The following is a 16813-nucleotide window of genomic DNA, read 5'->3' on the forward strand; positions in this document are numbered from 1 at the left end:
AGTCGGAGTCCTGCTCCTTTTGGAGGGGACAAGATCGTATCTTTTCCCGCATTCTTCGCCTCGCTGTTCCTTGTGGTTTCCTCATGCCGTGCCTCCTATTCCTATTAAAGAAGCGAGGCTGGGCCGCGGCCCAGCCTCGCTCTGAAGTTTACTTTGAGACCACCAGCTCACCATGCATGCCGGCCTGCTCGTGGCCGGGAATCGTGCAGGCTATCTGGTAGGTGCCGGTCTGGGAGGCCTTGAATTCTATCGTGGTTTGCTGCTTGGGAGCTGCGGCCACATAGACCAAGCCTTCGGAAGTCTTCTGCTGCAGCTGGGAGGCCAGCTGCTGGGATAGGCCAGTGCTCTGCTCCAGAACCTTGACCTCATCGGCCTTCAGTCCCTTCACCTCCAGGTCGTGCTCGACCACGCCCTCGTTGACGAAGGTCAGCTTAGTGACCTTGCCCGCTTGCACCTTGATCGTCGAGGGCTCAAATTTGAACTCCGAGGCCCTCACCGTGATGCTGGCAACGCTTTTTTGCGAGCTCGCGCCCTGCTCGTTTCCATACGAGCCCTGGCCGCCTCCGTGTCCGCCGCTCATGTTGGGATTGGGGTTCTTGATGGACTTGAAGATGGCGGGGTTGCTCTTGCCCTCGACGTGGATGGTGCCCACCGCGCCCTTCATCGTCCTGCCTATGCTGTGGTCGACCAGCGTGTAGTCGCCGGGCTCGTTGAGGGTGAACTCAACTATCGCTGTGCCTCCCGCCGGCACCAGGGTAACGCCCACGTTCTTCTCCCAGGTAGTTGCACCCTCTGGAGCGACCCGATCAAATATCTCGCCGATCACGTGGAAGCTCGATGCCAGGTTGGGACCCCCGACTCCGAAGAAGATCCTGACCCTGTCGCCTACCTTGGCCTGCAGGGCCCTAGAACCTTGCAGCGAACCTACTGAGCCATTGAACACCACGTAGGTGGGGTTCTCATCGAGCATCTTCTGGAGCGAGAACTGACCGTTGTCGACGTAGAAGTCGCCCTGCATCACGTAGAACTCCCTATCGACCTTCGGCAGCCCTCCGGGCGGTTCTACCACTACCAGGCCGTACATACCGTTGGCTATGTGCTCAGGGACCGGAGGCGTCGCGCAGTGGTAGATGTACACTCCGGGGTTGAGGGCCTTGAACCTGAACACCGCGGTCTGCCCAGGTCCTACCTGGGTGACCGTTGAGCCGCCACCGGGGCCACTAACGGCGTGCAGGTCAATGCTGTGGTACATCTTGCTGTTCATGGAGTTCTTGAGGGTTATCTCTACCGTGTCGCCCACGCGTACCCTGATCATCGGACCGGGGACTGTGCCGTTGAAAGTCCAGAAGGTGTATGGCACGTTATCATCTATCAGCGCCCGCACTTCCTTGGTCTCCAGGTACACCTTCACCAGCTTGGGAGGACGGTTGCCTACCGGAGGTGCTACCTTGGGCAGTGGCAGTCGCTGGAGGTCAGCAACGCTCTGGCCGGCTGAGCCCTGCCCACTCATATGCATGCTGTGGTCCATCTGGGCACCAGCTGCTTGGGTGGGTGTGGGCGAAGGTGACGGCGAAAGTGAAGGTGATGGTGAAGGCGAAGGGGTTAGCGTTGGCGTCGGGGGTGCACCTGTCTGCTCGTTATAGCCCGTGACCTGCGGCACAGGTGTGCCGTAGGAAGCTCCGCAGGCTGCAAGTAACAAGGCTAGCACCATTAATATACTTATCCAAGTCCAAGTTCTCTTGCTGATGGCGTTAATCATTCTTCACGCCTCCTTTCTCCAGGTCTCTACCCCTAGGATAGTTTCGGGGGTGCTCTCCCCGACACGGCCGCAGGGGTGGTTCTGGTCGTCTAGGGGGATAGTTCTGAACCTGTCCACGCGTACGAGAGCGGAGAAGCCACCCCCACCCTTTGGGGTAGTTTCTGCGAATTCGCGCAGTAGTTTGCGCTGGAGCAAAGAAGATGTTGTCTGCCCGGACTACACTTGTGCAGAGATCGGTTACTGAAAAGGAGAAAGAAAATGCCCTACGTGATCACTGCCCCGTGTATAGGGGTCAAGGACGCCTCCTGCGTGGAGGTCTGCCCGGTGGACTGCATCTACACAGATGATGACGCCCCTCAGTACTACATTAACCCCGATGAGTGCATAGACTGTGGGGCGTGTGAGCCCGAGTGTCCCGTAAGCGCCATCTACCCAGAGGACAGCGTGCCCGAGCAGTGGCAGGATTTCATTCGCATCAACGCCGAGTACTTCCAGCTAAAGGGGAGCTGATCGCATGGAGAGCCTGTCTCTACCCGTGTCTGAGGATGACGTGATCGAAGCGCTGAGGTTCGTGTACGACCCAGAGCTGGGGGTCAACGTGGTGGACTTAGGATTGATATACAGCGTGCGCGTGGAGGGCAGATCGGTGCACATCCGTATGACGCTCACGGTGCCCGGCTGCCCCCTACATGACTCCATCAGCTCGGCGGTGGATGAGGCCGTGAGGTACATCATGCCCGATGCTGAGAAGGTGGAGGTCGAACTGGTATGGGATCCGCCCTGGTCGCCTGAGAGGATCACCGAGGCCGGCAGGAGGGAGTTGGGGCTATGGACCTGATAGGCAAGGATTGGAAGATCAGCCAGGTGTTGGGGAGGTACCCCAACCTGCTGGAGGTGCTGGTGGAGCTGAGCCCCGCCTTTGAGAAGCTACGCAATCCTGTGCTTCGTAAGGTGCAGTCCCGCCTGGTGACGGTGGAGCAGGCCGCCCGGATAGCGGGCATGGATCCCGATGACCTGGTGCGCCGTCTCAACGCATCCGCTGGACTTACCCCAGGCGACTTCCCCCGGTCGCCCTCCTCCCATCCTATCGAAGGGGGTGAGGCGGAGTCCTCGCCCCCTCCTCCTTGGGTGTCGAAGCTAGAGGGAAGGCAGATCGAGGAGCTGGACGTCCGCCCAATACTGCAGGCCGGAGGAGAGCCCTTCAGCCGCATCATGCAGCTGGCCTCCAAGGTAGAGGTCGAGGGCGGCTTCAAGCTCATAGCCAACTTCGAGCCCGTGCCGTTGTACGGTGCCCTCGCCCCCAAAGGGTTCGACCACTGGACCCGTAAGGTGGCCGACGACCGCTGGGAGGTGCTGTTCTATAGGAGCGGTACAACTAAGAGCCCATCTGTCGAAGGTTCTTGGGAGCCTGACTGGGAAGAGGTGGATGCGGTCGTGAACATCGACGTGAGCGAGCTGGTGCCTCCGGAGCCCATGGTGAAGATCCTGCGGGCCTTGGAGGAGCTGCCGCCGGGCAGCACTCTGCGGGTACACCACCACCGCCGCCCTATGTTCCTCTACCCAAGGCTGGACGAGCTGGGCTACCCTCACAGGACGCGCGAGCTCGAGTCCGGCCGGGTGGAGATACTGATCCACAAGCCGGCGGGTGGTGGGGTATGATAGGCCCCGTCTCCACATCGCAGGCCCCTCCCCTGCGTCTGCCGGGCAGGTACATGGCTCTCGGGATTGCTGTGCTCCTGCTGAGTGGAAGCCTCCTGCCGTTCCTGCCGGCGCTTGGTAGTTCGAGCTTCTACTCCCCGCATGTTCTGGCCTTCGTCCACCTCAACACCTTGGGGGTGGTGGGGGCGGTGATCATAGGGGCCAACTTCCAGCTGGTGCCTGTGGTGCTCGGTCGACCCTTGGCCGCCCAGCAGGCGGCGCTGCTCTCGTTCTGGACGTACCTGCCGGGGGCGCTGCTGCTGGCGTTGGGGCTGGCCACGATAGAGGAGGTCCTCCTGGCGGCGGGCGCCGTGCTGCTTGGGCTGGCCGTCCTGATGTATGTGTGGGTGATCGTGGGCACATTCCTGCGGGCGGGCAGGCGGGACGGCATCGTGTGGCACATCCTGCTGGCGGCCTCTAACTGTGGCCTAGGCTACCTGCTGGGGCTCACCCTAGCCCTGAACAAGGGGGAGGGCTTCCTGGGGCCGATGACCCTGCGGATGCTCGCGGCCCACGCCACGGTGATGCTGGGGGGCTGGGTGGCCATGATGTTTATGGGCGTGGCCTACCGGCTGGTGGGCATGTTCACCTTGTCAGAGGATCGCATCGTCCCGCGCCTGGTGTGGGCGGAGCTGGCGCTGATGGAGATTGGGACCTGGACCGTGGCGTCGGCGGCCCTGCTGGGGTCCCGCCCGCTGGGGGGTGTGGGAGCGCTTCTGCTGCTGCTCGGGGCGCTGCTGTTTCTGGCTCACCTGCTGTGGCTTTACCAGGGCCGCCGACGTCGCAGGTTCGACATCCACATCCCCTACGCCCTCACCGCCGCCATCTGCGAGGTGGGTTCGGCGATAGCCTTGTTCTATGGGATCACCCGACCCGCAGACTCTCTCGCGCTCTGGACGCTGGCGGCGTGGCTGACACTCTTCGGCATGGCCGAGACGGCTATCCAAGGCTTCCTCTACAAGATCCTCACCTTTCTGGTATGGCTGCATCGCTACGCGCCCTTCGCCGGTCGCGGCAGAGTGCCTCGCCTGGAGGAGATGTACTACGTTAGGCTGGGGGTTGCGGGCTGGGTAGCCTGGACAGTGGGGTTGCTAGCGGCCAGTTTGGTCTTGCTGGAAGGCTGGCCGGTCACGGGGCTGCCGGGCCTGCTGATGATGCTGGGTGTGGACTGTTTCCTGATCAACGCGGTCTCTATAGGGAGCCATGCGCTCAAGCGAGTGGCTCCCCTGGGAGATGGTAGAAGTATGTTACATAGGAGGTGACCTAAATGAGTCTGGAGAGAGACATTGCGCCCGAGATGACCATCGATGTGCGGGAGATCGAGCCCCGCGACAGGCACAGGTTGATATTCGAGACGCTTGATGGCCTAGATGCAGGGCAGCGGTTGCTGATCATGGTGGATCACGACCCCAAGCCGCTCTATTACCAGCTTATGGCCGAGAAGCAGGGGCTGTTTGACTGGGAGTATCTCGAGCAGGGACCCGAGCTCTGGCGGGTGCTAATTACGCGCGCTCGGTAGCGTGGGGGTGGCTGTGTGTACCAGCTGCTGGTGTTCGTGCACATCCTCTCGGCAGTGGTGTGGATAGGAGGGGTGGTGTTCATCCCCCTGGTGCTGGTGCCGGCAACCAGGGGGATGCCCCAGCGCACAGAGGTGATCTCCGCCGTGGGGCGCAAGTTCCGAGTGGTGGGGTGGGCAGCCCTTGCCCTGGGGGTGGCTACAGGACTAGTCATAGCCTACCTGCGGGGCGTGCCTCGGCTGCTACTCACCGGCGAGCTCTGGGAGAGCAGCTGGGGCAGACTGTTCGTGGCTAAGGTCCTGCTGGTGGGCACGATGATCGTGCTGTCGCTGACGCACGACCTGCTGCTGGTGTCTGCGGGAAGGACGATGCGTCGCAAGGACGTCTCCAGGGAGGACGTGGCCCGGGCGGCCCGCTACAGGCGACTCTCGTCGATCGCCGCCCAGGTGATGGGGCTGGTAGCGTTGGCCGTGTTGGCTGTGGCCGTGCTGCTGGTCAGGGGATTACCATAGAGTTGATTTGGAGGCATGACTATGAGGTGCTTCAACTTGAGGGAGCAGGTGCGCACGCTGCGATCCCATCGGGATCTGGAGGAAAAGGGCTACGTGATGGAGGTGATCCATAGGCATGGCAGCATGCGGCTGGTGCTCGCCGTGCTGTCGCCCGGGGGAGACATCCCCCGCCACATAGCGCCTGGAGACATCACGATCCATGTCCTGGAGGGGGACATCACGGTGCGGGGGGAGGAGACCGCCTGGCGACTTGCTGAGGGGGAGGTGGTGGCGCTGCGCGCTGGCGAACCCCACGCGGTCGGGTCCGGGACCGGAGGTGCATTTCTGCTGACCATCTTCACCTAGAAGCTCATCCAGAGATATTGACACGGCGTCATGCCATGCATAGAATATGCATTACTTTTGCATATTCCGTATGACAAGGAGATCGGGAATGAGGGCGTGGTTGCTCCTGTTGGCTGTGCTGCTTCTGCCTTGGGGCGCGGGCAGGGCGATGGCGGATGCTTGTGGCGGAAGGCCCCCCGTGGATATCTCGAGGCTGCCCGGGGTTGTGCCCGATGCCAGTTTGCCGTCGAGCGAGCTGCATATTTTAAATGATAAGCGTACCACCTGCGACTACGTCATACTATCCCTGGACGGCCGTGTCGAGTACGTGTCCGGAGCCCACGCGTTGCTGCTTGGTCCAGGCCGGCTCCTAAGGCTGTACGATCTACGCAGCCAGAGAGCCTACGATCTGGACCGAGGTCCGGTGCTGTCTTCGAGGGCGGATGGTCGATGGGTGGTGTACGCCAAGTACCAATTGGCGGAGGAGCAGGGTCTGCGTTACAAGTGGTACTCCGGCGTACCAGTGCCCGCAAAGGTTCCCCCAGGAGCTAGGCCCAACAGGGCATGGATCTACGCCCTAGATCTCACCACAGGCCAGCGTAAGCTGTTGGCTGCTTCCAGCCTGCCGGGTTACCCCACGACGACTCTGCCCCAGCTTGATCTATCATCTGGCAGGGTGATCTACCGCGTTGTGCGAGGAGATCCGTTGAGTCCCACGAGCGAGGTTCATCTCGTGGATCTTAGGAGTGGTCGGGATCGGGTCCTGCGCACCTATCGCTGGCCCAGGTACGTGCACGAGGTGGCGATCGACGGCAACCTGGTGGTGTGGTCCCTCATCACGGCCCAAGAGACCGGCAAGCCCTCGGCCACCGCCAGGGTTTACCTGTACGACCTCTCCACCCACAGAGGGAAGGTGATATCTAGCTCTGGTCGCGATTGGCATCCAGATCTGGCGGCCGGGCGCGTGGCTTGGATCAGGACGAGCGACCTAGAATCTCCGGGATATCTGGTGCTCTACCAGATCTCCTTGGGTCGAGCAGCCCGCGTTCTCCGCATAGAGTGCCCTTATGGGGTCGACGACAACCGCTGCCTGGCAAGCTCTCCAGTGGTGATGGGTGAAAGGGTGCTCTCCTGGCATTCCTACGACGGCGGACAGGTGCAGTACGACTTGGTCACCGGCAAGATCGAGAGACTTGATAAGAGGGGTCAGATGATCAGCCCGAGCGCTGATGGCCTGGAGGAGTCCTGGTCTGGAGCTTACTCAGTTGGCCGAGGCCAGAGCGAAAGGGTCGTTTACCGGTCCACGATCCTGCTCTACAGGGGTGCGGACGCGCGCTCTCTGCCCCGGATGCCCCGTACTGGCGGAGGGGGTATGGCTCGAGCAGAGGGCTACTGAAGGCGCTAGGCTGCCTCTGCCCGCAGCCTCTTCATGGCCAGTAAGTACTTCTGCCAGTACCTGGCGCGATCCGGCAACACAGGCACGGTAGTCCTGATGATCTTTATGGCGGCGTTGTAGGCGCCAGATTGGGGGCGTCCCCAGTCGAACCTGTACTGCTCCCTTAGGGTATCCGGCAGCATGCCGATCGAGATCACCTTCCACAGACCGAATAGCGATCGCACCGGCTGGATGAAAGGTGGCTCAGCTAGCATCTGGGCTATATAGCGAGCGTGCTCACATACCTTTACCTCGGGGCCCTGTAACTCGTGCTTCACCAGTGCCTGCACCTCCCCCCAGGTGTAAGGAAGCATCTCTGGCGGTATGAGCAGCAGCTGGCCACCCAATCGGCTCTCCCTTACATATGTGTCCCTTTCCTGATCAGTGAGGGGCTCTATGAGCATCTCGTACGTACGGATATGCGTGTCCAATAGGGTGAGATAGACCCATAGCAGCAGTTTAGGTTCTAGGGCACTGTAGGGGGTGTGTTTGCTGTAGGGGGAGCAGTTGGCGGACATCTCGCCCTGCACGCGCTCGTGGATTTTGTTGATGTGCTGGATCGTAGCCAGTGCCTTCTCGGGGGGATCGAAGGTCATAGAGAGCATGGCACCTATCGTGCCCCTCAGCCTCTTAATGTAGGCTTGGCCGCTGTGGCTGAAGTACGAGTGCGCATACACAGCCTCGGCTATCTTGGGATGGGCTACCTGCATGAGCACCGCTCTGCCCCATCCCAGGATCAAAAGCCTCTCTCGGTGGATCTTCCATGTCACGCTGCCGGGACCAACTTCGTCCAAGGCCGGTAACTGCGACATCTCCTCCCTCCCGTAAGGTTTGTCCGCAGATTAGACTTGAGGTAGGAGACTTATTGTTCCCCGTGATCTTAGAAGGTGCGACCGAGCACCTGGTTCCAGGGCTGGGGAGCTGCCACTCTTATGATTTCGTCCTCCCTGTCGCGGACGTAAAGGTAGAGGTGGGCGAAGAACTCCAGCTCGGGCAGAGGATACTTAGGGTTGATGCACAGGTAGGGGAACGGCCAAGGGCACTCCACCCCCGGGGCGCATATCACCTCGATACGCAGGCCGACCCTTAGCCTGTACGTCACGCCGGGAAAGCGCTTGGAGGGTACGTCCAGATACCCCTGCCTCTCGAGCTGCTGCCAGAGTTCCTCACCCAAAGTGACGCGAGCAACCTCACGGGCACGCTCTCGCGCCAGTCGGTAGTCCTGCCGAGTGAAGTCTGGGCCGGCGCTGCGCTTTAATGTCTGGTGCCAACGCCGGCGCCAAGGTAGCTCAATGTCACCCGACAGCTCCTGTTGGGGCTCTGCAAGCCCTAGAAGCCTCCTGATAAAGGCCCACATGTCCGACCCTCTGCGAGGGGCATCAGCCACCGGCGATCGGGGCTATGATCTGGTACTCCTCCACGTTGGGGTCAAACGGTCCGTCGTATAGTTCGTGATGATCGCCCACCTTACGGGAGATCTTGCAGCCCTGCTCGCGGGCCTCGCGGATGATCCTCTCGGCCTCAGCGATCACGGCCTTCACCTCCTCGGTGTCGGTGGCGGGATCCCACTCAAGTACCTGGTGTCCTCTCCGGTTGGCTATGATGAGTCTTGCCATAATGATCCTCCCTTCTGCTAACGACCGGACCTTCTAACCGAATTATAACTCTATCGTCCTGCAGTGCAAGCCCCTTGAGGCTTTTAATTTGGAGAATTTGCCTAGGATCGGTCCTCTCCCAGCCCCATGCGCTCCGCTAACCTACCAAGCCTCATGATGACCACCACGGCGATGATAGTCACCACGACGGCGTAGGCAAACTTGGCTACCACGTCGCCCGCCTGTGGCAGTATCGCCTCGAACAACGCCTGGATCGCCGCGTTCCACGCAAGCGCGGCCACTAAGCCGAAGGCGGCGGTCGCCAGCTCGATGATGGTCCTGAGAACCTGCTTGCTCATGATGCACCTCCTCACATGTATTGACATAAGGCAACAAGCTCTTGGAGCCCAATTATATCATCCATCTGGATGGACCGGCTCCTGCTGATCGACTTTGATGTACAATCTCGGGAGACCTTGTGGGGAGGCAACATGCGGCTAGGTGTGATAGCGGACAACCTACTGGAGCGGCTGGCGCTGAGATTGGGCCTGGTGCCCGTGCCGTTCCTGCAGACCTTGCACGCCGTGGGGCTTGGCAGGGTGCTTATGGGCGCCACCAAGATGGGGATCTTCGAGGCGTTAGCTGGTGCATCCCTGCCCGCGGCCGAGGTAGCCCGAGCCTGCGGGCTGACGGAGGAGGGCACGCGGAGGGTGCTGGAGGTGCTCGTGGCCTCCGGTTATCTGCGCAGGCGCGGTGAGCTATACACCCTGACGCGCCTCTCCAGGAGGTGGCTCCTGAGGGATAGCCCCTCGTCGCTCCACGACAGCATGCTGTTTCGATACCTAGAGTGGGAGTACATAGAGCGTGCCGAGGAGTACGTGCGCACCGGCAATCCCGTGCGGATGCACGAGGAGATGACACCCGAAGGCTGGGAGCTGTACCAGAGGGGCATGCGCTCGCTGGCCAGGCTGTCAGCTCCTGAGGTGTCTCGCAGGGTGCCTGTGCCCAAGTACCCACGCCGCATGCTCGACGTGGGCGGGGCCCACGGGCTGCTATCGGTCGCGCTCTGCAGACGCTATCCGGGGTTGCACGCCGAGGTGCTAGACCTGCCGGGAGCCGTGGAGGCCTCGAGGCCGCTGCTGGCGCAGGAGGGTATGGGCAAGCGAGTGGTGCACGTCGTCGGTGATGCTCGCTACTACGATATGGGGGCCGAGGCCTACGATCTGGTGCTCATAGCTAACCTAATACACCACTTCGACGAGGGCATCAATCGCGACCTATTTCAGAGGTGCGCTCGTGCTCTGAGGCCAGGTGGATACCTCGCGATTGTGGACACGTTCTGCACCCCTGGCGGGCGTGGACAGCTCGAAGCTCTGGCGGATCTCTACTTTGCAGCCACCAGCCTCTCGGGTGCTTGGCCCCTGGAGAGCGTCATCAGCTGGCAGAGGGATGCGGGGCTGGCTCCCCAGAGGTACAGGAAGCTCATCACCATGCCCGGGTTTGGCATACAGGCGGCCAGGAAGCCTCTCTAGCTATTCGAAGGTCCATTTGGTCGCATCTACAGGAAACTGCTTCCAGGCAAACACGACCCTCGGGCTTACCTTGTACAGCCCTCCCTCGCTCCATTGCTCGGGTTCGGGTTGGTAGCCCTCGTACTTGCTCCCTATGGCCTCGGCCAGCTTCTGGGCCAAGTCGCTGTCGGGTACTATCTCTTCGGCGACGCCCTCCAGGATCACCACGTCGTCCCCGCTCTCCAGGTGCACCACCACGTGCGGGTTCTGCGCTATGTCCCTCCCGCGCCGGGTGCGGGAGCTGCCCTCCAAGTATAGCGTTCCGTCCAGGTAGGTGCCCCAGATGGGGGTGCAGTGTGGCCTGCAGTCCTTGCTAGCGGTGCACACCCAGTAGTTCTTGGCGCTCGTGAGCTTGCTGGTCACGTGCTCCCAGGGGAGCATGCCCTCCTCCGAGTCGGGCACGCCGTAGCCTGGGATGTATGGCCTGCTGGCCCTGGGGAATGATGTGTTGCTTGCCGTACCGTCCAAAAGCTATGTACCTCCTCTAATAAGATTCCAACAGCGATTGTAACCAGCAAAATATGACACCTAACGACATATTTGTGTTGGTTCTGCTACAATCGCCTACTACGGCGTGGAGGTTAGGAGTGCGCGCGGACAGGTTATTGGCCATACTGCTGATCCTGCGGCGACGTGGCAGGGTGACTGCCAGGGAGTTGGCGGATAAGCTAGAGGTCTCCGAGAGGACCATACATCGGGACATGGAGGCGCTGGGGATGGCGGGCGTGCCGATCTACGCCCAGCGTGGAGCGGGGGGCGGATGGGCCCTCCTACCGGGGTACGAATTGGACGTCCCAGGTATCGGCCCTGAGGAGCTGGAGGTGCTGCTCTTGGGGCACAGCCCTAAGCTACTATCGGACCTGGGATTGGGCAGCAAGCTGGAGGCGGCATATAGCAAGCTGGCGATAGCTCTTCAATCCCGACATAGAGAGAGTTTGGATAGGGTGCGCGAGCGCCTGTACGTCGATCCCGTAGGCTGGCGCCCGCGCGAGGAGTCCGTAGACCTGCTGCCAACCCTCTACAGGGCCGTGTGGGAGGAATGCTCCGTGCGCGTAAGGTACCACAGGGCTGATGGCCAAGAGGTCGAGCGATACCTCCAGCCATTGGGGCTTGTGGTCAAGGGAGGATCTTGGTACTTGGTGGGTGCAGTGGAAGGTGAGGTCAGGACCTATAGGGTCTCCCGCATGACGAGCGTGGAGCTCGGTGAGCACTTCGATCGGCCTGCAGGCTTCGATCTTGCTAGGTACTGGCGCGACTCCCAGAAGCGGTTCCAGGAGAGCCTTCCTCGCTATCTTACCCTGCTGCGGATCAGGGCCGAGGCGCTGGAGTTAGCCAAGTCTCTATGGCGCTACGCCACATTCGAGCGTGAGGAGGGCCCTGAGGATGGTTGGGTCACCTGCTGGGTGGTAATGGAGACGCCGGAAGAGGCCCAGTGCTACGTGCTGGGCCTAGGAGAGGATTGCGAGGTGATTGAGCCGTTGCAGCTTAGGACACGTGTCGCTCAGGTTGTGTCGAGGATGTGCCGGCTGTATGCGAGTGATCGGTGCTAGGGTCGCCAGCCTCCCACCGCTGGTGTGCTGGCGGGCAACGGGTTGCTCCCTCCGCCCGGGCCTATGCCGGGAATCACGTTGATCACCCCCAGGATGTCCAGCAGCAGGAGCACGATGACGACCAACACGATCAGCATTATGATCGACATAACTGGGTCACCGCCCACGTACCTGCGCCGCACCACGCGGCGCTCCTCGATCTCGTCTTCGGGTGGTTCCATATATGCTTCGTCCCTCCAAGCTGTGCTGAATGCTCCATAGCAGCCTCCGTGCCAAGGGCTCAGCTGAGCCAGTGAATGAGAATAGAGGCCAGCCACAGAAACACCCCGAAGCCTATAACGTCCTGGAAGGCGGTCTCAAATGGCCCAGCGGTGGTGGCCGGGTCGAACCCTAACCTCTTGGAGATCATAGGCATCATGGTGCCCATGAAGCCCGCGGTGAGCATGGAACAGATCATTGCTCCCCCGATCACTATCCCGAACGGCAGATGACGGGACCAGACCGCCCCGATGGTGCCCAGCACAAGACCGCAGCTGATCGCCATGAGCAGGGATGCCGACAGCTCCTTGAACACTTGCCGCCCCCAGTTCCGCAGGCTGACGTGCCCTGTGTCCAGCCCACGCACGACTATTGCCGCTGCCTGCAGCCCTACATTGCCTGATACCGCCGAGATCACCGGCATGAAGGAGGCCAGCAGGATCACCTGCTGGAGCACGTGGTCGAAGCGGGAGATCACCAGCCCCGCCAGCAGCTCGATCGTCATCGTGCCCAGCAGCCAAGGCAGGCGGATCATGGCCACCTGGGCAGGGGTACGCCTCTCCATAGCCTCCGCGTCGGTACCGGCCATCTTGAGGTAGTCCTCGCTGAACTCCTGCTCTAGGATGTCGGCGGCGTCGTCCACGGTGATGATGCCCAGCAGACGGTCATCGTCGTCCACCACGGGGATAGCCAAGAGGTTGTACTCGCCCAGCAGCCTGGCCGCTGTCTCCTGATCCTCGGAAGCCCTGACCTTTATAGGCTCCCGGATCATGATCTCCCCCACGGACCTCCCAGGAGGTGACACCACCAGGTCGCGCAGGTTGAGCACCCCTATCAGGCGGTCGTGGTCGTCCACAACGTAGACGTAGTAGATCGTCTCGGCCTCGGATGCGACCTTGCGCAGCGCCACTAGCGCCTCATCGACCGTCAGGTTGGGGGATATGGCGACGAACTCGGGTGTCATCCGGCCTCCCGCCGTGTCGGGTGGGTAAGACAGCAGGTCGCGGATGTCATCGGCCTCTGCCGGCTGCATCTCCACGAGGATCGCCTCGGCCTCCTCGGGTTCCAGCTCGCCGGCGATATCGGTGGCGTTGTCGGGGGCCATCTCCTCAAAGATGTCCGCAGCACGGGCATAGGAGAGCTTGCGGACGATATGCGCGGCTGTGGCGGCGTCCATCTTCTCCAGCAGGTCCGCCAACTCCTCGTCTGTGATCAGCTGCAGTAGCTGTGCAAGCTCCTCCGAGGGCATACTCTCCAGCAGCTGCGCCACCTCCTCGGGCGGTAGCTGCTGGAGGAACACATGGGTATGCTCACGATCGCGCGCGGCTATTGCGTCGTGCAGGTTGGCACGTATTGCCTGTACATCAAAAAGCTGGGTCTCCATCTCTCACCTCCCTGGGCGTTATTCTCTTGTGACACCAAAAAGCCCCGCGCCACACGACGCGGGGCCTGTCAACGCCTGCGAGGTGAGAGACTCAGCTACAGGTCAGGGCCCGATCGCGCCGTGTGGTAGGGCCGCTTAGTACGGGGACTACTGTCCGAATCAGACATGAAGCTTAGCACCTCCACACGTGCAAAAGGTTAGGTCCAACAAATACTAGCACATTCGGTGCAGTCCTGCCAGGGGCAGTGACCTAGGGAGTGCCCAGCGCGCTGCCCCTCCCAGTGACCAGGTCGTATCCCACTAGGCAAGGGAATCCATTGTTGCCACTCGTGATATCTCGGAACTGGCTCGAGGGTTCTGAGTACACATGGGCGGAGTCCACCACCACGCCGCTGTCCGCGGAGATCGCTGCCCACATCGGCGCCGATGCGCTCGTGCCGCCCACCGTAAACCATCCGGATTGCCCTTGGTAGCGTGTGCTGTCGTACACTGACACTCCCGATGTCTGGTCAGCATCGAGCGCTACATCTGGAGTAGCCCTCTTGCCACCACAGTTCACCTGCGCGTACTGCCCGAAGCTGCTCTGGGCCTGAGTGGCCTGCTCGTACTGACTGCATCCCCCACCGCTGCCCGACCAGCCCGTCTCGCCCGTAAAGCGGCCGCCGCTGTCGAAGTGCAGGGTGGTGCCGCCCACGGAGATCACGTTCGGGGAGGAGGATGGGTACTCAGCGGGGGCGCCGTTGTCGCCGGAGGATACGAAGAAGCTGACCCCTGGCTGGGAGAAGTGGTAATCGTAGGCGCTCTCTCCACTGAACTCGCTACCTCCCCAGGAGTTGGACACGTACTGGGAGTGCATCTTGGCATAGTCCTCGGCAGCAAGCAGGTCGGTGAATCTGTTGGATCTGGCCTCCACCAGCAGTATCTTGGCGCCCGGAGCTATGGCGTGTGCCCACTGCACGTCAAGAGATATCTCCAGTGCCCAGCTGGCGTCCTTCCTTGGATAGTGTGTGCCACCGCTCTGGTCCACCTTCTGGAAGCAGCCGTTGGCGGTGGTACATGGTGGTAGACCGTACTGTGAGCTGAAAGTGTTCAGGTCCTGCTCTGCAGTAGGGTCGTCGTAGGCATCGACTATCGCGATCGTCTTGCCAGCACCTGCCGTGGGGCTGGTGGGGAAATTGTATGCCGACTTGATGACTGACGGGGATAGCCCGGTGGGGCTACTGGTGGCGTACCTGCCTGCGTGCTTGTTGTTCCAAGCCCTGTAGGCCCTCCCGTTGGCATGGTTGATGACCATCACGTAGGGATGTACCCATCCCAGTGGGACCGCGGCGCTGGTCCTTGAGAAGGCCAGCAGGGAGACGGCGACCGCAGAGAGGAAGCGGATAAGGTATCGGACGCGCATGTTCTTACCTCCAAAGCTTCGAGAGGCTGCAAGTCCAGCCTTCATCAGAACGCACTAAGGATATAAGATGCGCGCCCACACGTCAACTACCTTGGATTATTCCTCCCAACCCAACCAGCTGGTGAGTTCCCTGGCGGGAGTACGCGACTGCGGTGGGGGCGATATGGCAGGGTAACCTAAATAGACGAACCCCAGGATATGGGCTTTGGGATTCAACCCCAAGAAGGCCTTCACCTCGTCCGCATAGGCAGCATCTCCAGTGCGCCACATAGCGCCCAGTCCCAACGCGTGGGCTGCCAGCAGCATGTTCTGTACCGCCGCCGCGCCAGCCTCCACCTCTTCTATCTCCGGGACCTTGGGGTCTTGACTTGGCTCGACCGCTACCACCACTATGACAGGAGCCCGAAGGGGTTTGGCCCTGGTTCTGTCGAGCACGACCTCGGGGGAATCTGGGTGCAGGCGCTTGTCGGCAGCCGCCATCGCCTCGCCAAGCTGCTCTCTTGCTCTGCCCTCCAGGACGAAGAACCTCCAGGGTTGCGTGAGGTGATGGTTGGGCGCCCACACGGCTGCTTCTAGCACCTTCTCTATGAGCTCCCTGGGGGGTTTGTCCTGCGCTACTTTGCCTACACTTCGTCTACTCTTGATGAACTCCAATATCCCATCGGCTTCGGAGCCCTGCGCCCGTCTCTCCAGATCTACCGCCATTTGGCCCTCCAGATATTTTAGTCTTGCCTAATTATTTGATTAAATAAATTCTAATATATTGTGTAAGCTTAGGCAAGAAAGGACTACCTGATCTCGGGGGAGAGCAGACGCTGGACGCCGTTTGACAGTGCGGTGGCTGCCAGAGATATCGCGATCAGCAGGGCGGTGGGCATAAGGATGAACAGGGGCGCGGCGACGGTGGAGGGAAACTCCTGAAAGATCATGTGTCCCAAAGTGATCGAGGGTGGTCTCTGCCCTATGCCCACCGCGCCCAACAATCCATCTATGATGAGGATCGTTGGCAGCTGGGATGTACCTACGACTATCGCGGGTCCCAGCACGAACGGCAGGACGTGCCTCAGTATTAGCCTCTTGGATGGCACGCCCAGCGCTCTAGCGGCTTCCACCCACTCGCTCTCGCCGATGTTTATAACCTGCACGCGCACCATACGTGCGACCGAGGCCCACCCCACACATGAGAGGGAAACCGCTACAGGCGGGATGGCATCCATATACAGGCCAACGTGCGACAGCATTCTCCCTAGCCAATCCGAGACGACCGCCGCGAACAACGCACAAGCAAGGAACGATGGGATAGATTCCGCAGTGTCTGCTATCCACAGCACTATATTCTCAACCTTCCCCCTACGCCAGCCAGCTAAGGTGCCCATGGCCACTCCCACAAGGGAGATCAGCAGCACGGCCAACAACCCTATGAAGAGGCTATAGCGAGTGCCGTACACCAGGAGGCTCAGCATATCCCTGCGCTCACTGTCCGTGCCCAACGGGAAGCGGGGATCATAGGGTGTCGGTGGCGGGTTGTCGATGCTGACGCGCTGGAAGTCTATCTCATCGGGCTTGGCCCAGAAGGGTGGGGCGTGTACCGGCGCCAAGAGGTTGAGGAAGTACACACTGTCGCTCGTACGTGGGGGGTCGTACGGGGCGATTCTGGGAGCCATAAGCCCCACTCCCCCTAGGACTAACAGGATCACCAACCCGATCATGAAGGAAGGATCTCGAAGGGCCACCAAGTACCATCGCCTTCTTGGGGCCTTAGGCAGTGACTGCTGCTCGAGGGCCTCAAGTGTTGTACTTCCAGCCAA

The 16813-nt window shown here is 61.1% G+C and carries 22 protein-coding genes; 10 read left to right on the forward strand and 12 right to left on the reverse strand.

Features of this window, described 5'->3' with window-relative positions; genetic code table 11:
- Positions 1-148 precede the first annotated feature (148 nt).
- Positions 149-1759: a copper-containing nitrite reductase gene (gene nirK, locus N2245_RS08670; protein WP_494536339.1), complete on the reverse strand. Its 1611-nt coding sequence runs from the start codon at positions 1757-1759 to the stop codon at positions 149-151.
- Positions 1760-2017: 258 nt separating this feature from the next.
- Between nirK and N2245_RS08675 the strand changes: the two genes are divergently transcribed.
- From N2245_RS08675 to N2245_RS08685, 3 genes are read left to right on the forward strand one after another with little or no spacing between them, the layout of a single operon-like run.
- Positions 2018-2269 (forward strand): 4Fe-4S dicluster domain-containing protein, encoded by a 252-nt coding sequence (locus tag N2245_RS08675; RefSeq protein WP_012876082.1) that lies wholly within the window; start codon positions 2018-2020, stop codon positions 2267-2269.
- Between the two features lie 4 nt (positions 2270-2273).
- Complete coding sequence (locus tag N2245_RS08680; RefSeq protein WP_494536340.1) at positions 2274-2597, forward strand: metal-sulfur cluster assembly factor; 324 nt, start codon at positions 2274-2276, stop codon at positions 2595-2597.
- The gene (locus N2245_RS08685; protein ID WP_494536341.1) at positions 2588-3418 is read left to right on the forward strand and encodes a DUF2249 domain-containing protein; all 831 of its coding nucleotides are present in this window, start codon (positions 2588-2590) and stop codon (positions 3416-3418) included. The genes N2245_RS08680 and N2245_RS08685 overlap by 10 nt, the downstream gene beginning before the upstream one ends.
- Here N2245_RS08685 and N2245_RS08690 read toward each other — a convergent pair.
- Positions 3346-3858, reverse strand: a complete 513-nt coding sequence (locus tag N2245_RS08690; protein ID WP_494536342.1) for a hypothetical protein — start codon at positions 3856-3858, stop codon at positions 3346-3348. The two genes, N2245_RS08685 and N2245_RS08690, sit on opposite strands and share 73 nt — an antisense overlap.
- On the opposite strand from N2245_RS08690, the gene N2245_RS08695 reads away from it, so the two are divergent.
- From N2245_RS08695 to N2245_RS08715, 5 genes are all read left to right on the forward strand, one after another.
- The gene (locus N2245_RS08695) at positions 3850-4719 is read left to right on the forward strand and encodes a hypothetical protein (protein ID WP_494536343.1); all 870 of its coding nucleotides are present in this window, start codon (positions 3850-3852) and stop codon (positions 4717-4719) included. The genes N2245_RS08690 and N2245_RS08695 overlap by 9 nt on opposite strands.
- A gap of 5 nt (positions 4720-4724) precedes the next feature.
- Positions 4725-4976 carry a DUF2249 domain-containing protein gene (locus tag N2245_RS08700; protein ID WP_494536344.1) on the forward strand — a complete coding sequence of 84 codons (252 nt, stop codon included), beginning with the start codon at positions 4725-4727 and terminating at the stop codon, positions 4974-4976.
- Between the two features lie 15 nt (positions 4977-4991).
- Entirely contained in the window at positions 4992-5486 is a 495-nt protein-coding gene (locus N2245_RS08705; RefSeq protein ID WP_494536345.1) for a CopD family protein, read from the forward strand.
- Between the two features lie 21 nt (positions 5487-5507).
- Positions 5508-5831: a cupin domain-containing protein gene (locus N2245_RS08710; protein WP_494536346.1), complete on the forward strand. Its 324-nt coding sequence runs from the start codon at positions 5508-5510 to the stop codon at positions 5829-5831.
- Positions 5832-5919: 88 nt separating this feature from the next.
- A complete protein-coding gene (locus N2245_RS08715) occupies positions 5920-7206 on the forward strand; it encodes a hypothetical protein (protein WP_494536347.1) in 1287 nt (428 codons plus the stop codon).
- A gap of 5 nt (positions 7207-7211) precedes the next feature.
- Here N2245_RS08715 and N2245_RS08720 read toward each other — a convergent pair whose 3' ends face one another.
- The 4 genes from N2245_RS08720 to N2245_RS08735 form a co-directional block, all read right to left on the reverse strand.
- Positions 7212-8057 (reverse strand): oxygenase MpaB family protein, encoded by an 846-nt coding sequence (locus N2245_RS08720; protein WP_494536348.1) that lies wholly within the window; start codon positions 8055-8057, stop codon positions 7212-7214.
- 68 nt (positions 8058-8125) lie between these two features.
- Positions 8126-8602, reverse strand: a complete 477-nt coding sequence (locus N2245_RS08725; protein WP_494536349.1) for a hypothetical protein — start codon at positions 8600-8602, stop codon at positions 8126-8128.
- A 22-nt stretch (positions 8603-8624) separates the two neighbouring features.
- Positions 8625-8861, reverse strand: coding sequence for a hypothetical protein (locus N2245_RS08730; protein WP_012876094.1), 237 nt, complete (start codon positions 8859-8861; stop codon positions 8625-8627).
- A 101-nt stretch (positions 8862-8962) separates the two neighbouring features.
- Positions 8963-9199 (reverse strand): DUF5654 family protein, encoded by a 237-nt coding sequence (locus N2245_RS08735; protein WP_494536350.1) that lies wholly within the window; start codon positions 9197-9199, stop codon positions 8963-8965.
- A gap of 132 nt (positions 9200-9331) precedes the next feature.
- On the opposite strand from N2245_RS08735, the gene N2245_RS08740 reads away from it, so the two are divergent.
- Positions 9332-10372 (forward strand): methyltransferase, encoded by a 1041-nt coding sequence (locus N2245_RS08740; protein WP_494536351.1) that lies wholly within the window; start codon positions 9332-9334, stop codon positions 10370-10372.
- Here the strand turns inward: N2245_RS08740 and N2245_RS08745 are convergent, their stop codons facing one another.
- A complete protein-coding gene (locus N2245_RS08745) occupies positions 10373-10879 on the reverse strand; it encodes a pyridoxamine 5'-phosphate oxidase family protein (protein WP_494536352.1) in 507 nt (168 codons plus the stop codon).
- Between the two features lie 119 nt (positions 10880-10998).
- On the opposite strand from N2245_RS08745, the gene N2245_RS08750 reads away from it, so the two are divergent.
- The gene (locus tag N2245_RS08750) at positions 10999-11961 is read left to right on the forward strand and encodes a helix-turn-helix transcriptional regulator (RefSeq protein WP_494536353.1); all 963 of its coding nucleotides are present in this window, start codon (positions 10999-11001) and stop codon (positions 11959-11961) included.
- Here the strand turns inward: N2245_RS08750 and N2245_RS08755 are convergent.
- The 5 genes from N2245_RS08755 to N2245_RS08775 all read right to left on the reverse strand — a co-directional run bounded on the left by N2245_RS08755 (position 11958) and on the right by N2245_RS08775 (position 16813).
- Positions 11958-12182, reverse strand: a complete 225-nt coding sequence (locus N2245_RS08755) for a hypothetical protein (protein WP_494536354.1) — start codon at positions 12180-12182, stop codon at positions 11958-11960. The two genes, N2245_RS08750 and N2245_RS08755, sit on opposite strands and share 4 nt — an antisense overlap.
- Positions 12183-12241: 59 nt before the next feature.
- On the reverse strand, positions 12242-13603 hold the full coding sequence (gene mgtE, locus N2245_RS08760; protein WP_494536355.1) for a magnesium transporter: 1362 nt from the start codon (positions 13601-13603) through the stop codon (positions 12242-12244).
- Between the two features lie 250 nt (positions 13604-13853).
- Entirely contained in the window at positions 13854-15005 is a 1152-nt protein-coding gene (locus N2245_RS08765; RefSeq protein WP_494536356.1) for a S53 family peptidase, read from the reverse strand.
- A gap of 96 nt (positions 15006-15101) precedes the next feature.
- Positions 15102-15710 (reverse strand): nitroreductase family protein, encoded by a 609-nt coding sequence (locus N2245_RS08770; RefSeq protein ID WP_494536357.1) that lies wholly within the window; start codon positions 15708-15710, stop codon positions 15102-15104.
- A gap of 83 nt (positions 15711-15793) precedes the next feature.
- Positions 15794-16813, reverse strand: a complete 1020-nt coding sequence (locus N2245_RS08775; protein ID WP_494536358.1) for an ABC transporter permease — start codon at positions 16811-16813, stop codon at positions 15794-15796.

The sequence above is a fragment of the Thermobaculum sp. T2p genome (assembly GCF_059335935.1).

Bases quoted from the DNA above. Each gene is read 5' to 3' on its own strand.
- N2245_RS08730 (WP_012876094.1), bottom strand. From the start codon at position 8,861: ATGGCAAGACTCATCATAGCCAACCGGAGAGGACACCAGGTACTTGAG.
- N2245_RS08755 (WP_494536354.1), bottom strand. From the start codon at position 12,182: ATGGAACCACCCGAAGACGAGATCGAGGAGCGCCGCGTGGTGCGGCGC.
- N2245_RS08725 (WP_494536349.1), bottom strand. From the start codon at position 8,602: ATGTGGGCCTTTATCAGGAGGCTTCTAGGGCTTGCAGAGCCCCAACAG.
- N2245_RS08740 (WP_494536351.1), top strand. From the start codon at position 9,332: ATGCGGCTAGGTGTGATAGCGGACAACCTACTGGAGCGGCTGGCGCTG.
- mgtE (WP_494536355.1), bottom strand. From the start codon at position 13,603: ATGGAGACCCAGCTTTTTGATGTACAGGCAATACGTGCCAACCTGCAC.
- N2245_RS08680 (WP_494536340.1), top strand. From the start codon at position 2,274: ATGGAGAGCCTGTCTCTACCCGTGTCTGAGGATGACGTGATCGAAGCG.
- N2245_RS08735 (WP_494536350.1), bottom strand. From the start codon at position 9,199: ATGAGCAAGCAGGTTCTCAGGACCATCATCGAGCTGGCGACCGCCGCC.
- N2245_RS08710 (WP_494536346.1), top strand. From the start codon at position 5,508: ATGAGGTGCTTCAACTTGAGGGAGCAGGTGCGCACGCTGCGATCCCAT.
- nirK (WP_494536339.1), bottom strand. From the start codon at position 1,759: ATGATTAACGCCATCAGCAAGAGAACTTGGACTTGGATAAGTATATTA.
- N2245_RS08765 (WP_494536356.1), bottom strand. From the start codon at position 15,005: ATGCGCGTCCGATACCTTATCCGCTTCCTCTCTGCGGTCGCCGTCTCC.
- N2245_RS08770 (WP_494536357.1), bottom strand. From the start codon at position 15,710: ATGGCGGTAGATCTGGAGAGACGGGCGCAGGGCTCCGAAGCCGATGGG.
- N2245_RS08720 (WP_494536348.1), bottom strand. From the start codon at position 8,057: ATGTCGCAGTTACCGGCCTTGGACGAAGTTGGTCCCGGCAGCGTGACA.
- N2245_RS08715 (WP_494536347.1), top strand. From the start codon at position 5,920: ATGAGGGCGTGGTTGCTCCTGTTGGCTGTGCTGCTTCTGCCTTGGGGC.
- N2245_RS08700 (WP_494536344.1), top strand. From the start codon at position 4,725: ATGAGTCTGGAGAGAGACATTGCGCCCGAGATGACCATCGATGTGCGG.
- N2245_RS08685 (WP_494536341.1), top strand. From the start codon at position 2,588: ATGGACCTGATAGGCAAGGATTGGAAGATCAGCCAGGTGTTGGGGAGG.
- N2245_RS08675 (WP_012876082.1), top strand. From the start codon at position 2,018: ATGCCCTACGTGATCACTGCCCCGTGTATAGGGGTCAAGGACGCCTCC.